This is a genomic window from Sedimentibacter sp. (assembly GCF_033447055.1).
Lineage (GTDB): Bacteria > Bacillota > Clostridia > Tissierellales > Sedimentibacteraceae > Sedimentibacter.
The window spans coordinates 1-15993 of sequence record NZ_JAWQJF010000057.1 but is presented as its reverse complement, the minus strand read 5'-3'; the positions used below and the strand labels follow the sequence as shown (position 1 = coordinate 15993).

The following is a 15993-nucleotide window of genomic DNA, read 5'->3' as shown; positions in this document are numbered from 1 at the left end:
CGATATAAAATATGCGGATATGGCGGAATTGGCAGACGCGCACGGTTCAGGTCCGTGTGGGTAACACCGTGCAGGTTCAAGTCCTGTTATCCGTACCAAATATCAATGGTTACAGCAGTTTCCTAAATTGGAACTGCTATTTTTTTTGCATACAGTTAATTTAATAAAAACAAGGGAGCCGTGTGTGATAAAATGGAAATTAAGTTAAGCGAAAAAGATGAAAAATTTACTTTAGAAGTGAAGGAAATTTATCTTGCTAAAAGCAATTAATGGTTTTATGATTATGTTAAAGATTTAATTTTCCTATGTGACAAAATAATAAAATAATAATGTTTATAAAAAGTCAGTTTAATAGGCGAGGAAAAATGAAAAATGAAGAAAGATAATTATATAATAACAGATCAAAATGATAATATTGTTTTCTTGGGCGATAAGACTTTAAAATACATAAAAAAGGATTTGGTAAACCCTATTGCATATCCAAGTGGAAGCTTTGAAAAGGGTAATGTTTTAATTTACATCTCCAATGCAGGAAAGGATTACTCATTTTTTGCTAAGAAGTTAAAAATACCTTTTAATGAAATACACTGCGATAAAAGACTATTGCTTATTTCTTCAATAGGCAGTGAAGAGATAATGCCGATAATAAAGCAGAATTTTAAATATGAAGGTAAAACAGAAGAATTTATAGATACTATATATGAAAGAAAATCCATATTAGTAAAAAGAAAAGGGAAAAATATCATAGTTAAGGTAGATGCTCAGGTGATGTCTTTTGATACAGTTGAGCATAAGGAAATTGCAATTCTGGCAGATGATAACGGAATAAAATACTTCATGCCTGAAGGTACGGAAGAAAATTGTTTTAATGAGATTTTAGAAAAAAAGCATTTCGATGGATACTGCGACCAAGAAAAGATTCGGGATATAAATTTAAAAAAGCTTATCAATCATAATGTTTATGGAGCGATTTTCAGGGGTGATATTTTGATTGATTTTAAAGAAACAAAGATTTTTATTTCCAAAGAAATAATCGAAATAAGGGGTTTTTTGTACAACATGATCTCATTTGATGAGGAAGAAAGCTTGATACAAAACATTATCGATGATAATTTTAAATATAATAAGATATTATCTAAGAAATCTGAAGATAGATATGGCAGTATACAATACAATAGTTTCAGACTGTGGGGAAATGAAGGCAAATTTAGAGAACTGGAAAAACTCCTTCAAAAAGGAAGTGCTACAAATGCAACTATCTTATTGACGGGTGAAAGCGGAACAGGGAAGACATTTTTGGCAAGAGAAATACATAATTGCAGCAGAAGGAAGGATAAGCCATTTGTGCACATAAATTGTGCTGCTATTTCTTATTATCTTTTAGAAAGTGAGTTGTTTGGTTATGAAGAAGGCGCATTTACCGGAGCTAAAAAAGGTGGTAAAGAAGGACTATTTGATATGGCATTCGGAGGCACTTTATTTTTGGATGAAATAGGTGAAATACCTCTGACACTTCAGGGTAAATTGCTGGAAGTGATGCAAAGCAAGACGTATTACCGTGTAGGCGGTACTAAAAAGAGACAGGCTGATGTAAGATTTATTGCAGCAACTAATAAGGATCTTTCAGAAATGGTAAAGGAGAAGAGTTTCAGGGAGGATTTATATTATAGGATAAATGTATTTCCAATAGAGATACCTCCGCTTAGAGAAAGGTTAGATTGCATACATGCTATAATATCGGATATTCTGCCTGAAATATGTGAAAGACTTGAGATAGAACCTGTTTTAATAGGGCTTCAAACTTTGAAGAAAATCAAGGAATATCCATGGCCGGGGAATATACGAGAATTGGAGAATGTATTGGAAAAAGCTGCTATTTTATGCGATAAAAAAATAATACCTCCAGATGACATAGTTCTGCCTGAACATAATCAATTTGCATTAAAACCGATGACTTTAAAAGAATTAAAAGAAAATTGTGAGAAGCAAGCAATACGAAACGCTTTAGATTTATTTCATGGAGACAAATCTAAGGCGGCTCAGTATTTAGATATCGGAAGAACTGCTATTTTTGACAAGATAAAGAAATATGGTATCTTATATGAAGGGATGGAATAAAATGATTCTAGATAATATTAAAGATAGAATTGAAAACTTTCGAGGCAAAATAGGTATTTATTACATTGATTTGAATAGTGGTGAAAATTGCTATGCTGGAAATTGCGATGTTTTTTTAGCTTCTGGGTCAGTAAAAATCATCACACTTCTTGAAGCATTTAAATGGATAGAGGCGGACAAAGCAAGCAAAGACAGTAAATATATTCTCAAACATAGCGACTATATAGGTAATAAAGAAAAAAAAATAAAGACGTTTGGTGCCCTTGAATATATTCATGAAGGTACCGAATTAACATTGAAAGATTTATATAGTTTAAGTACTTCTGTGAGTGATAACATTGCTTTCAACATATTATTCAGAATGTTTGGGGAGGAAGAAATAAATAAAACTTTGGATATGCTAGGCTTTCCGAAGACTAGACTTCACAGGGCTATTTTTGACAGGGAAAAGATAGATGAGGGTGTAGAGAACTATGTTTCCATAAAAGAAATGGCAAGCTTGTTTTACAGAATGTATAAGGGGCAAATTATTTCAAACAGTGCAAGTTTCGAAATGCTTGAAATATTAAAAGAACATCAACAAAACAGTATAATACCTTATTACTTTGATGAAGAGCTTCCTATAGCTCATCAGACAGGTATAGATGATAATTCAATCATGGATATGGGTATTATTTATAGCGAAAATCCATTTGTTTTGTGTATGGCTGCTGAGGATTCTAACACAAGGAATGCAGAAAGTATAATGAGAGATATTACTCTTCTATGTTATAAAAATTCAAATAAATCCGTATAAGCGTACTTAATCCGGATTAACGGACTAGATAAATAATAATTGTGTAGATAATATGAGAATAAATGCTTAAATCTACACGATTTTTTTTTTAGAATGTTGGCACATTAATTGCTTATATGTTCATTGATATTAATTAAGATTTTTTTAACAATTATAGGAGGTTTTGAAATGGAAAGTGTAAAGAAAAAGAAGTTTAATATGCCTGATACCTTAATTATTGTAGCCGCTGTGGTTCTAGTTATGGCAATACTGTCATGGGTTATACCATCGGGTACATATGATTATCAAGATCAGGATGTTAACGGAAGAATTAGAAGCGTTGCTATTGATGGAACTTATCATGAAGTTGATAAGTCGGAAGTATCACCTACAGGTTTTTTAGGGCTATTCTCAGCTTTTTATAGAGGCTGTGTTGACGCTGCAGATATTATTTTTGTAATTTTATGCTGTTGTGGTACTTTTGGAGTAATGGTAAAAACAGGAGCCTTTCACTCTGGAATAGGCACATTGCTCAAACGTCTAGGAAATAAAGGATTGATCTTAGTACCTATACTTATGATAATTTTTGGTTTGGGCGGTTCTATTTTCGGTATGGCCAGTGAATTCTATGGGTTTTATCCACTTATTATCGGTTTAGGTATAGCAATGGGTTATGATGCAATGTTTGGATTTGCAGTTATAGCCTGTGGTGAGTTCATAGGTTTCATGGGTGCTACATTGAATCCATATACAGTTGGTGTAGCTCAGAATATTTCTCAAGTGGAATTATATTCCGGAACTTGGTACAGAGCGATTTGCTTAGCTGTATTTATGACAATTTCTATTGTTTATGTGCTTAGATATGCTAAAAAACTAACAAGAGATCCTAAATTATCGGTTGTTTATGGAGAAAAATCAATTCATGAATTTTCAGAAGGAGATTTGGATTCATATGAATTTACTACATCTGACTTATTAGTAATCATAGATATTGTTGTAACATTAGTGATTCTGATGTTAGGACTTATGAAATGGGGTTGGGATTATCCTCAGCTATGCGGGTTATTTTTAATCATGTCAATGGTTGGAGCCGGAATCAAGAAATGGTCACCAAACAAATGGTGTGAGGAGTTTATTGACAGTGCAAAAACAGTTGTTTGGGGCTGTATTCTTACTGGTGTTGCTAAGGGTATCGTAGTAGTTATGAAAGATGCTATGATTATGGATACAGTTATTTTTCATCTTTCAAATCTATTAAGAAATGCACCAAGCGGAATTTCAGCTCAATTGATGCTTATAGTTCAAACTTTAATAAATTTCTTTATTCCATCAGGTTCAGGTCAGGCAGTTGCTACAATGCCTATAATGTCTCAGCTTGCTGATCTTATCGGTGTATCTCGTCAAACAGCAGTACTTGCATTCCAGTTTGGGGATGGTTTATCAAACATTTTCTGGCCTACAGCGGATATCGTTATCATCTGCGGACTAGGTGGAATCAAACTTGAAAAGTGGTATAAATGGTTTACACCGTTGTTTTTGATGTTGCTTGCAGCTCAAATGATCATGCTTGAAATCGCAGTATTGATAGGATATTGATAATAAAAATAGATATATAAATATTAATGCCGAGTTCTTAACTTATTAAGTAGATGGGGCTCGGCAAAATACTATAATTTGGAGAATGATATGGATGTGGATAAAATAATCAAAAAATATGAGCTTGATAAGGAAATAATTAAAATAAGAAGACATATTCATCAAAATCCAGAGCTGTCTGAAATGGAAAATAAAACTGCAGAATATATTTGCCGAAAATTGGATGAATGGGGTATCGAATATATAGAAGGTGTTGCTGTCACCGGTGTAGTCGCAATTATTAGAGGTAATCAGCCTGGTAATACTGTTGCTGTTAGAGGTGATATGGATGCTTTACCAATTTATGAAGAAACTAATCTTGACTTTGCTTCTATAAACAAAGGCATAATGCATGCCTGCGGTCATGATTCTCATGTTTCTATTTTATTAATTACTGCAAGAATAATAAGTTTGTTAAAAGATGAATTAAAAGGAAATGTAAAATTCTTCTTTCAACCCGCTGAAGAAACTATAGGTGGAGCAGAAAGGATGATAAAAGAAGGATGTATGGAAAATCCTAAGGTGGATTATGTATTAGGGTTACACGTCGAACCCGCATATGATACCGGAACAGTTGGCATAAGGTATGGAAAAATGTATGCGGCATCTGACATGATAGATTTGAATATTAAAGGTAAAAGTGCCCATGGTGCTCATCCCAATGAAGGAATCGATACTATTGTAGTTGCAGCTAATATTATAAATACAGTGCAGACAGTAATAAGTAGAAATGTTTCTCCTTTAAACTCTGCAGTGTGTACTTTTGGAATGATAAAAGGTGGTACTGTCAGAAATCAAATTGCTGACTATACAAGGCTTGAAGGTATAATCAGAACTTTGGATCAAGAAACAAGATTAACCGTACGTGAACAAATTAGAGCAATTTGCGAGAGTATAGGTAAAGTAATGGGAGCGCAAATAGAATTCAATGTTACTGAAAGCTATAGTCCTCTTATTAATAATGATGAGGTTGCTAGAGTGGTAGAAAATAATGCGAAGCTTCTTATAGGTGAGAAAAATGTAGTATTGGAAGAATACCCTGATTTGAGTTGTGAGGATTTTTCATATTTTGCAATGAATAAACCTGCATGTTATTTTCATTTGGGTTGCTATAGTCCTCAAAATGGGCCTAGGGTAGACTTACACCATCCTCAATTTACTATTGATGAAAAATGCATGATTCTTGGTGTAAGACTTCAAGTTAAAAATGTTATCTCATTGCTTAACAAAGGAGTGTAAATTTAAAATATGTGTAATGAAAAAGGAAATTTGGTCAAATTAGTCGAAATAGACAATGACTTTATTATATATTTAAGATATGCAACCACGGATAATTTTACTGGTAAGAAGATATATAATTCAAATGAATGCTGGATAGATAAAAACACTGCGGAAATTTTAATAAAAGCTAAAAATATATTCAAGGTTGCAGGTTACAGAGTGAAAATCTGGGATGCATATAGGCCTATTAGTGCGCAGGCTAAATTTTGGGAAATAATGCCTAATAATGATTTTGTAGCAAGACCACCCGATATGAGTAAGATAAAAAAATTTAGACCAACTCATATGAATGGTCTATGCGTAGATATTACATTAACTGATTTAGACGGAAATGACATAGTTATGCCATCTGAGTTTGATGATATGACAGAAAGAGCTTCTCTGAGCTGTACAAAAACTTCCGAAGAAGGAAGAAAAAACGCGACATATATGAAAGAAGTTATGGAGAGCGTTGGCTTTTTAGCATATGAAAAAGAATGGTGGCATTTCTATGACGTAAGCACTAAACCCACACCGTTTATGGATTTTCAAATTTAGTAAAATTGAAAAAGTAATTTCTTATGATTTAGTGTAACAAAATTCGGCTGTCCAATTCGACAGCCGAATTTTGTACTTGTCTACATCTTTCATCTTTATAAAAAATTACTGTATTTTTACAGTCTTGTTATTTAAACTTTATATTCCTTCTTTAAGATTGTTTTGTAAACAAAAACATTAATGGAGGAAATTATGAAAAAGATATTATCTTATGTACTATGTTTGGCTATGATTGCAGCGTCTGTAACAGGTTGTGCATCTGTGGATGCCAAGACAATTGAACAACAAAAGCAAGAAGAAGCTGCAAATAAACTCAGCACTGAACTTGCATCAAAGACTGAATGGACTAAAAAACCTAAATACATATTTATGTTTATTGGTGACGGTATGAGTTTTCCTCAAGTAAACTCAGCTCAGGTGTATGAAGGAAATAACACTTATGGAGAAGTAACTACTGAATTACTAAACTTCACGCAGTTCCCTGTAGCAGGTGTGATGACTACTCAAGACTCAACATCATTTTGTCCTGACTCAGCATCAACTGCAACTTCTCTGGCAAGCGGTGTTAAAACACACAGCGGAACAATCGGTTTGAAAGTTGATAAAGAAACAGTTGCACCTACAATCACGGAACTTCTAAAAAAACAAAGAAACATGAAAATAGGGGTTGTATCAAATGTAACAATCAATCATGCAACTCCGGCAGCTTACTATTCACATGTAGTAACAAGAAATGATTACTATGATATTGCTATGCAAATGGCAAACTCAGGTTTTGATTACTTTGGAGGCGGTTCTATAAGCAAAGCAACGGGTGCTAATAAAGATCAAAAAAGCGCCTATGAAGTATTGGAAGAAAAAGGATACACAGTAGCTGACACAAAAGAAGAAATATTATCTCTCAACAAAAATTCTGGAAAAACATATGCTGTAAGCCCTGTTCTTCAAGACAGTGGTGCAATGCCATATGCAATTGATGCAAAACAAGGTGATTTGCAGCTTGCTGACTTCGTTAAAAAAGGTATTGATGTATTGGACAACAAAAACGGATTTTTCATGATGACTGAATCAGGAAAAATTGACTGGGCTTGTCATGCAAATGATGCAAAATCAGTTATTTCAGATGTGTTGGCTTTTGAAGATGCTATTCAGGTAGCAATAGATTTCGGTAAGAAACATCCATCAGAAACACTGATTATAGTAACTGCTGATCATGAAACAGGCGGAATGACAATCGGATATGCCGCAACTGGTTACAGCACAGCTTTTGACATATTGGACAATCAAAAAATGTCTTATGTAGCATTTAATGAACTAATTAAAGACATGAAAGAGCAAGACGCAGATGGTTTGACATTTGAAGAGGTTATGCCTGTAATTACTGAAAACTTTGGACTTGTTGTACCAAATGGAATTGACGAAAAAGCTGCGGGTTTGGAAATTAATCCTTTGGAAATGACAGGAGGAGAATATAAAAAGTTACAAGATGGTTTTGTTGAATCAATGAAAAAAGATAAAACTAAAAATGATGAAACATATATCCTTTATGGCGGATATGACCCATTGTCTGTATCAATCACACATATTTTAAACAATAAAGCTGGTATAGGCTGGACATCTTATTCTCATACAGGCCTTCCTGTTGGAGTGTTTGCAACTGTTGTTGGCGCAGATATATTCAACGGATCTTATGACAACACGGATGTGTTTAATAAATTAGTTAAATTGACAAAGATTAGTGTTAGTAAATAAATATACTGGTTTAAGGCTGGATAATCCAGCCTTTTTTTAAATGAAAGGGTGATATTTTGAAAAACATACTTTTTACAAACAAGAAAGAATTAATATTTATTGCCGTTTTTTTTCTTTTTATTTTTATTCTGGCAATAATTCCAACAGGATTTGAAAAACAAATATATGTAAATTCTGAAGGAGTTCGCGCAAAGGTAATTTCAGTTGACAATTCAGGGATGTATAAGACAGGCATGATTACGCAGGGAGGACAAAACTGTGAAATAGAAATAGAAACAGGTTCTCATAAAGGAGAAAATGTAAAAGGCGTCAACTTGTTTGTAGGTAAATATGAATTTGATAAGATTTTCAAAGAAGGCGACAAATCATGGGTGCTTCTTGAATTTGACAGTGAGGGCAATATTATATTTGCTAATATGATTGATTATTACAGAATAGATAAACAGATTTTTCTGATTGGATTGTTTGTACTTACTATCATTATATTTTCTGGATTTACGGGAGTACGTACATTATTGTCCTTTTCTTTTGCTGTGCTAAGCATATGGAAAATATTGATTCCTTTAATGTTAAAGGGGTATAATCCGCTGTTTGTAGGACTCATTGTGGGCAATGCCTTAACCGTTACAACACTGCTTTTGGTGGCAGGATTTACAAAAAAAGCATATGCGGCAATAATAAGTTCAATAGGATGTTCATTGATAACGGCATTCATAGCTGTAATATTTACACGCTATTTCAATATTGACGGTACTGTGATGCAATGGTCTGAATCATTGCTGTATGCAGGTTTTATGTCATTAGACCTAACATCAATATTCGAAGCAGGAGTTTATTTGGCTTGCTCCGGAGCTATACTTGACCTTGCAATAGACATATCTGCATCTTTAGAAGAAATAATTAAAAATAATCCTGGCATTACAAAAAAGAATTTGATAAAATCAGGTCTTACAATAGGCAAATCAGTTGTAGGAAGTCAGACTACAACTTTGCTTCTTGCATATATGGGAAGCTATATATCGGTGATGATGGTCTACATGGCTCAGGGAACTCCAATGATGAACATATTAAACTCCAAAGCAATATCTGCAGAAATACTTCATACCTTTGTGGGCTGCCTGGGTCTTGTCTTGGTTTCACCCTTAACATCTTTAATTTGCGGGTTCATGTATTACAAAAATAAATTTACAGAAAAATTTTTATAACAAGGGGACGGGGGTGTTGACAACAATATGACAACAACCCCGTCCCCTTGACACTTAAATATTTATATAAAAAATGTGTTTTGTGTAAATATTTTGTACAAATATATGATATTGACAAAAAAATCACAGACATAATGGCAAATTTCAGGTTAATTTTACGTAAAAAATATGTATGGAGATATATTAAATCAATGCATTTTAATGTAGATTTACACTACAAAAATAAATTTTACAATTTGTTTAAATAATGTATACAAAGTCATTATATAATTATATAATTATAGAAAATGAAAACAGTTACCGCAATATGATTGCATAAATGAATATTGGGTATACTAAATATTGAGCTTACCTTTTTGGGAGGTATTATGAAAAACAAAAACCAATTGATAGCTGCCATAGATATTGGATCTCATTCCTTGCGTATGAAAATAGTTGAAATGAATCTTAATTTTGAAGTTAAGATATTGGAAAATATAAGACGCAATATATCTCTTGGCAGAGATACATATGCAATGGGCAAAATCAGCTTTGATACACTTAATGAAACTTGTAAAATTTTAAAGGGATTTAAGCAGCTCATGACTGACTACAATATAACAACTTATGTAGCTGTTGCAACTAGCGCTGTACGTGAAGCAGCAAATAGAGATTTTATATTAGATCAAATTAAAATAAAAACTGGATTTCATATAAATGTAATCACTAATTCGGAAGAACGGTATTTGATTTTTAAGGCAATAAAAAATCAAATGAAAAATTACAGGCATTTGCGTGAAGAAAATTGTATAATTGTCGATATTGGCTCAGGGAGTATTCAAGTTTCAATGTATGATAATGATAAACTGATTTTAAGCAAAAACATTAAACTCGGTTTCTTGAGGATAAGGGAATTGCTTTCTGATTTACAAGGAAGAACATTGAATTTTCCTAAAATTATGGAGGAGTATATAGAAAGTAACATCGATAATTTAATGTTGTTTCATAACATTCGAACTTTTAAAAACTTGATTGTAATAGGAGGAGAAATAAAATTAATTAATACTCTATGCATTTCAGATAATAAGGCAGATTTTAACAAATATATCTTAAAAGAGGATTTCTTGCGCGTTTATAATGCGTTTTTATTTCTTTCTCCGCAATCAATAGTAAAGGATTATAAGATAACGCAGGAAAGCTCGGATATATTGCTGCCAACAATGATGATACTTAAAAAATTTCTTGATATTACTACAAATGATATGATATATACTCCAATGGTAACGCTTGTTGATGGCGTTGTTTCAGACGTAATTGAAAAAAGAAACCCAAATTCAACAAACGAACTTCAATGCGATATACTTTCACTGTGCCGTTTGATTGGAGAAAAATTTCAGTATCAAAAAAAACATGCTGAAGATGTAGAAAACAAATCGTTGATTTTATTTAATTCCTTAAAAAAATTACACGGTCTCAACAACAGGGAGAAATTTCTGCTTCAAATTGCAGCAATTCTTCATGATGTCGGGAAATATATAAGTTTCAATAAACATTACATAAATTCGTACAACGTGATTTTAGCTTCAGATATATTGGGTTTATCTGACAACGAAACAAAAATTGTAGCCAATGTTGCAAGATATCACAGCAGTGTCGTGCCTTCACACACCCATGAAAATTTCATTAGTTTAGATGAGCAAAGCAGAATAGTGGTATCAAAACTGGCTGCTATAATAAGAATAGCAGATGCACTTGATAGAAGCCATAAACAAAAGATTAAGGACATGACCGTAACATATAATGGCAATATTGTTATCATTAACGTTGCTTCTTCTGATGATGTATTGCTGGAACAGTGGACTTTTGAAATGAAATCTGAATTTTTCAGAGAAGTCTTTGGGGTATCTGCCATATTAAAAGTAAAGAAGGTTGCTTCAGATGTATAATTTAGATATTAATATAAACAACACAGAATTATTTATTAACAGAGAATTAAGCTGGTTAGAGTTTAATGAAAGGGTACTTCAGGAAGCAAGGGATAAAAACAATCCCTTGTTTGAACGCTTTAAATTTCTATCGATAACGAGTTCTAATTTAGATGAATTTTTTATGGTAAGAGTGGGTTCTATCAAAGAACAGGTTAACTCAGATATTAATAAAAAGGATTATTCCGGACTTTCTAATAAACAGCAGCTAAAACTTATATCGCTCAGAGCGCATAAAATGGTGAATTTACAATATACAATTTTAAACAGAGTTCTTATTCCTAATCTTAAAAAAAATAATATTAATTTTCTTAAAAAAGAAGAATTAGATGAAAATCAAAAGTCTTTTTTGCTACATTATTTTCACAGCACAGTTTTTCCGGTATTAACTCCTATGGCTGTTGATGCAAGCAGGCCCTTTCCCTTAATCAGGAACAAGAGTTTAAATATTGGCGTAATTCTCAAAGATAGCGAAAGAGAAGATCAAACCGTATTTGCGACTGTCCAGGTTCCTTCTGTTCTGCCGAGAATGGTGCATCTTACGACCTGTGACAGCAGCGTTGAAAATAAAAGTTTTATTTTTCTTGAAGAAGTAATAACAATGTTTTTAAAATATCTTTTTAATGGACAAGAAATAATCTGCGCACACCCTTACAGAATTACCAGGAATGCAGATTTGGAATATGACGAAGATGATGCTGAAGACCTATTGGCAGAAATCAAAAGTTCGCTGAAGAAAAGGCAATGGGGAGTTGCCATAAGGCTCGAGGTTGATTCATCCATGGATTCAAGAATGTTGGATTTTTTGCAGACTACCTTAAATATTCATGAGAAAGATGTATATTATATCAAAGGTCCCTTGGATCTGTCTTTTTTCATGAAATTATCTTCATTGGAAGGATATGAAGAGTTAAAATATAATTGCTATAAACCTCAAACTCCTTGTAATCTACTGGGTTATGATGATATATTTGAGGCAATCAAAGAAAAAGATATATTTTTAATGCATCCTTATGAGTCTTTTGATCCTGTTATTGAATTTGTGAATAGAGCTTCCATGGACCCCAATGTGCTTGCGATTAAGCAAACTTTATATAGGGTGAGCGGGGATTCTCCAATAGTTAAAATGTTGGCACAGGCAGCAGAAAATGGAAAGCAGGTAATGGTCCTGGTGGAAGTAAAAGCAAGATTTGATGAAGAGAACAATATTCTCTGGGCAAAGAAATTAGAGCAGGCAGGATGTCATGTTATTTACGGGATTAAGGGCTTAAAAACTCATTGTAAAATTACACTGGTCGTAAGGCGTGAAAGCGATGGAATAAAAAGATATGTGCATATGAGTACTGGTAACTATAACGATATTACTGCAAGAATGTATACAGATATGGGACTTTTCACCTGCAATGAACATTTTGGAGCAGATGCTTCTGCCCTTTTTAACATGCTTTCAGGTTACTCTGATGCACCTGTTTGGTTCAAATTTGAAATTGCACCATTAGGAATGAGGGGCAGATTTATTGAACTGATTGAAAATGAAAAGCAAAACGCTTTGCAGGGCAAGAAAGCACAGATAATAGCAAAAATGAATTCCTTGGTTGATCCGGAAATTATTATCAAGCTCTATGAGGCATCTTGTGCAGGAGTTAGAATCAATCTTATAGTCAGAGGAATTTGCAGTCTGCGCCCTGGAATAAAAGGAATCAGCGAAAACATTACTGTTATAAGCATAGTCGGTAGATTTCTGGAACACAGCAGAATTTATTATTTTTATAATAATGGAAATAAGGACATTTTTTTGTCTAGTGCTGACTGGATGCCGAGAAATCTGAACAAGAGGGTCGAGCTTCTTTTTCCTGTTGAAAACAGCGATATAAAAAAAAGAATAATAAATACACTTAATATTGAACTGAACAATACAGTCAAGGCAAGAATTTCGGATGAAAATGGAATATATAAGTCAATTGATAAACGCGGAAAAAAAATTATCAATAGTCAGGATTATTTTTGTAGGCTTGCTGTTGAAGCAGCTGAGCAGTATAATGAAATAAATATTGTTACAAGCAATGGATATGATATTAATATAAGTTCTAAGGAGTGACTGTATTGGAAGAAAATGTAGCAATTATCGACTTGGGTTCAAACTCAGTAAGAATATTAGTAATAAAAATTAATTTCAACAGTTCCTATAAAATGATTGACCAATTCAAAGAAATGGTTCGTCTGAGCGAAGGCATGTGGGAAGATAACTTGCTGAAAGAAACTGCTATTGAGAGAACAATTGCGGCATTAAAACAGTTTAAAAATATCCTTAAATCTCACAATGTTAATAAAACCATAGCCATTGCCACGGCTGCTGTAAGAAATTCAGTTAATGGCAAAGCATTTTTACAAAGAGTATATTCGGAAACCGAATTTAATTTTAACGTTATTTCAGGCGAGGAAGAAGCATATCTTGATTATCTGGGAGTAATAAATTCCATAGATATTGAAAACTGCATTATTATTGATACCGGTGGAGGAAGCACAGAATTAATTTTAGTTAAGGACAGAAAAGTTCAAAATTCAATCAGTATTCCTTATGGAGCAGTTACATTGACAGAAATGTATCTGGATGGAGATGCATTAAAAGAAAATATAGTTAAAGCAGAGGAATTTATAAGAAGCATATATCAGCAAATATCTTGGCTCGATGAGGCAAATAATGTTGCTGTTGTTGGATTAGGAGGATCAATAAGAACTTTATCCAAAATTCATAAGAAAAAACATGGTTTTTTGAACCAGTCTATGCATAATTACAACATTGCATCTAAGGATATTCATGAAATGTATGATATAATAACAAGTTTGAAAAGCAACGAACTGAAAAATATACCGGGGCTTAAGAAGGAAAGAGCTGATATTATTGCAGGAGGGTTAATTCCTTTAAAAGTTTTATTGGATTTCATCGGATCTGACAGGTTGATTGTAAGCGGTAACGGGCTTAGAGAAGGCGCTTTTTTCAAGCATTATTTTGATAAATACAAGCTGAATGGCGAAATTGTCAATTCTGTTTTGCAGCACAGCATAGACAATGTATTGTTAAAATATGACGTTGATTTGCAGCACAGCTATCGAATAAGGAAACTGTCTCTTGATTTATATGACCAATTGGATTCTTTGCATCAACTTGACGGAAGTTATAGAAAATTGTTAGAAGTTGGCTCATTGCTGCATGATGTGGGTCTTCATATCGATTATTATGATCATCATTATCATGGATTTTATTTAGCCATAAATTCAAAAATCAATGGATTAAGTTACAGGGAGCTTGTGATATGCGCATTTATTGTTGGTATGCACAGAAACGAAGATTTCAAACAAGATTGGGCTGATTATTATCCTGTAATAAATCAGGACGATTATAATGCTATACAAAAGCTTAGCTTGTTTGTACGAATATCAGAGGAATTATGCAAATCACAAAACGGAAATATTAAAGAATTAAAATGCAGTATTAAAAAGAATAATGTAAACATTATTCCGATAAATTATGAATATAGTGGCATCGAATTGCCAACATATCTGCAAAGCGAAAAGGCCTTTAAGAAAATATTTTTCAGTAATATGAATGTAAAATCCGAGTAATGCACTGCATATGCTTCAACGCAAAAACCGCCAGTTAGAATTTTTTATAAATACATTTAAGTTCGATTTAGATTGAATGCTGTTTATGTAATCAAAAATAAAAAACCTAAGAAGGAAGTGAATTTAATGGATGTTATATTTGTCAGACATGGAAGAGCTGAAGACTTGAAGGATAAAAAGGATGATGCAAAAAGACAGTTAACCCCAAAAGGTAAAAAGGAGATCTTTAAGATTATTTCAGAAGCTAAAAAGAATCTCAAAGCAGACTATAAAATTTTGATTTGGACAAGTTCGGCACTAAGAGCAGAACAAACTGCACAGATAATTTCTGATGAACTTAATGCAGATACTATTTCATCCTTTGACTTTATCAAAGACGGCGATTATGATTCCTTGATAAAACAATTTGATAATGTTGATGAAAATTCAACTGTTTTTATTGTTGGTCACGAACCATACTTGAGCAGATGGAGCAAACTGATTTATAACGCTAGAATTTCTTTTAATAAAGGGACAATGGTTGGATTTGAAATGCAAAGCAGAAACCCTTACAAAGGTGAATTAATATGGATTATTCATTCAAATTTGCCTCATCATTTTGATTCGACTGATAAATCTAACAATGATGAACTTACATTAAAGAAGTTTAAGCAAATGATGGTTGATATCTTGAATGAAATTACAGATATGCAGAAATTGTATCTGGAAATGCCTGATGATATTGAATTTGCACATCAAATAAGGGTGAAAATTCGCCAGCTTAGATCTTTGCTGTCTTTCATAAAACCGATTTTGTATGAACAGGATTATAAACAGAATCAAGAAAAATTAAAAGAAATAGCTAAGAGATTTTCATATATTCGTGAGATTGATGTTCTCATAGAACATTGGCAATCAATACTTGAAAAAAATTTAGATTTGGTAACGGATAAATCCGCATTGATGAAAGTGCTTAGTGATGAAAGAGAAAAAGAAAAATCCCTGCTGATTGAATATATATCACAAGGATTAATGAATGCTGATTTAAGCTGCATATTTACACAGATTATAGGGTGGGATGATAAAAAAGATATTTTGTTAAAAAGGTTTGTTTTAAAAAGAT

11 protein-coding genes and 1 tRNA gene are annotated in these 15993 nt (G+C 32.9%); all 12 read left to right on the top strand.

Annotated features, from left to right (window positions below; genetic code table 11):
- The first annotated feature begins 13 nt into the window (after nt 1–13).
- Nucleotides 14–98: transfer RNA gene (locus tag SA378_RS03550), tRNA-Leu, on the top strand.
- A gap of 274 nt (nt 99–372) precedes the next feature.
- Entirely contained in the window at nt 373–2118 is a 1746-nt protein-coding gene (locus SA378_RS03545) for a sigma-54 dependent transcriptional regulator (RefSeq protein WP_318524608.1), read from the top strand.
- Between the two features lies 1 nt (nt 2119).
- Nucleotides 2120–2914, top strand: coding sequence for a serine hydrolase (locus SA378_RS03540; RefSeq protein ID WP_318524607.1), 795 nt, complete (start codon nt 2120–2122; stop codon nt 2912–2914).
- Nucleotides 2915–3082: 168 nt separating this feature from the next.
- Complete coding sequence (locus tag SA378_RS03535) at nt 3083–4489, top strand: YfcC family protein (protein WP_318524606.1); 1407 nt, start codon at nt 3083–3085, stop codon at nt 4487–4489.
- Between the two features lie 90 nt (nt 4490–4579).
- Nucleotides 4580–5767, top strand: a complete 1188-nt coding sequence (locus SA378_RS03530; protein ID WP_318524605.1) for an amidohydrolase — start codon at nt 4580–4582, stop codon at nt 5765–5767.
- A 9-nt stretch (nt 5768–5776) separates the two neighbouring features.
- Entirely contained in the window at nt 5777–6346 is a 570-nt protein-coding gene (locus tag SA378_RS03525; protein ID WP_318524604.1) for a M15 family metallopeptidase, read from the top strand.
- Nucleotides 6347–6538: 192 nt separating this feature from the next.
- Nucleotides 6539–8098 carry an alkaline phosphatase gene (locus tag SA378_RS03520; protein WP_318524603.1) on the top strand — a complete coding sequence of 520 codons (1560 nt, stop codon included), beginning with the start codon at nt 6539–6541 and terminating at the stop codon, nt 8096–8098.
- Between the two features lie 53 nt (nt 8099–8151).
- Entirely contained in the window at nt 8152–9303 is a 1152-nt protein-coding gene (locus SA378_RS03515) for a YibE/F family protein (protein ID WP_318524609.1), read from the top strand.
- 368 nt (nt 9304–9671) lie between these two features.
- Nucleotides 9672–11228 carry an HD domain-containing protein gene (locus tag SA378_RS03510; RefSeq protein ID WP_318524602.1) on the top strand — a complete coding sequence of 519 codons (1557 nt, stop codon included), beginning with the start codon at nt 9672–9674 and terminating at the stop codon, nt 11226–11228.
- The gene (locus tag SA378_RS03505) at nt 11221–13365 is read left to right on the top strand and encodes an RNA degradosome polyphosphate kinase (protein ID WP_318524601.1); all 2145 of its coding nucleotides are present in this window, start codon (nt 11221–11223) and stop codon (nt 13363–13365) included. The genes SA378_RS03510 and SA378_RS03505 overlap by 8 nt, the downstream gene beginning before the upstream one ends.
- 5 nt (nt 13366–13370) lie before the next feature.
- A complete protein-coding gene (gene ppx, locus SA378_RS03500) occupies nt 13371–14891 on the top strand; it encodes an exopolyphosphatase (protein WP_318524600.1) in 1521 nt (506 codons plus the stop codon).
- Nucleotides 14892–15017: 126 nt separating this feature from the next.
- Nucleotides 15018–15993, top strand: a 976-nt coding sequence (locus tag SA378_RS03495; RefSeq protein ID WP_318524599.1) for a CHAD domain-containing protein, incomplete at its 3' end; no start/stop codon positions are given.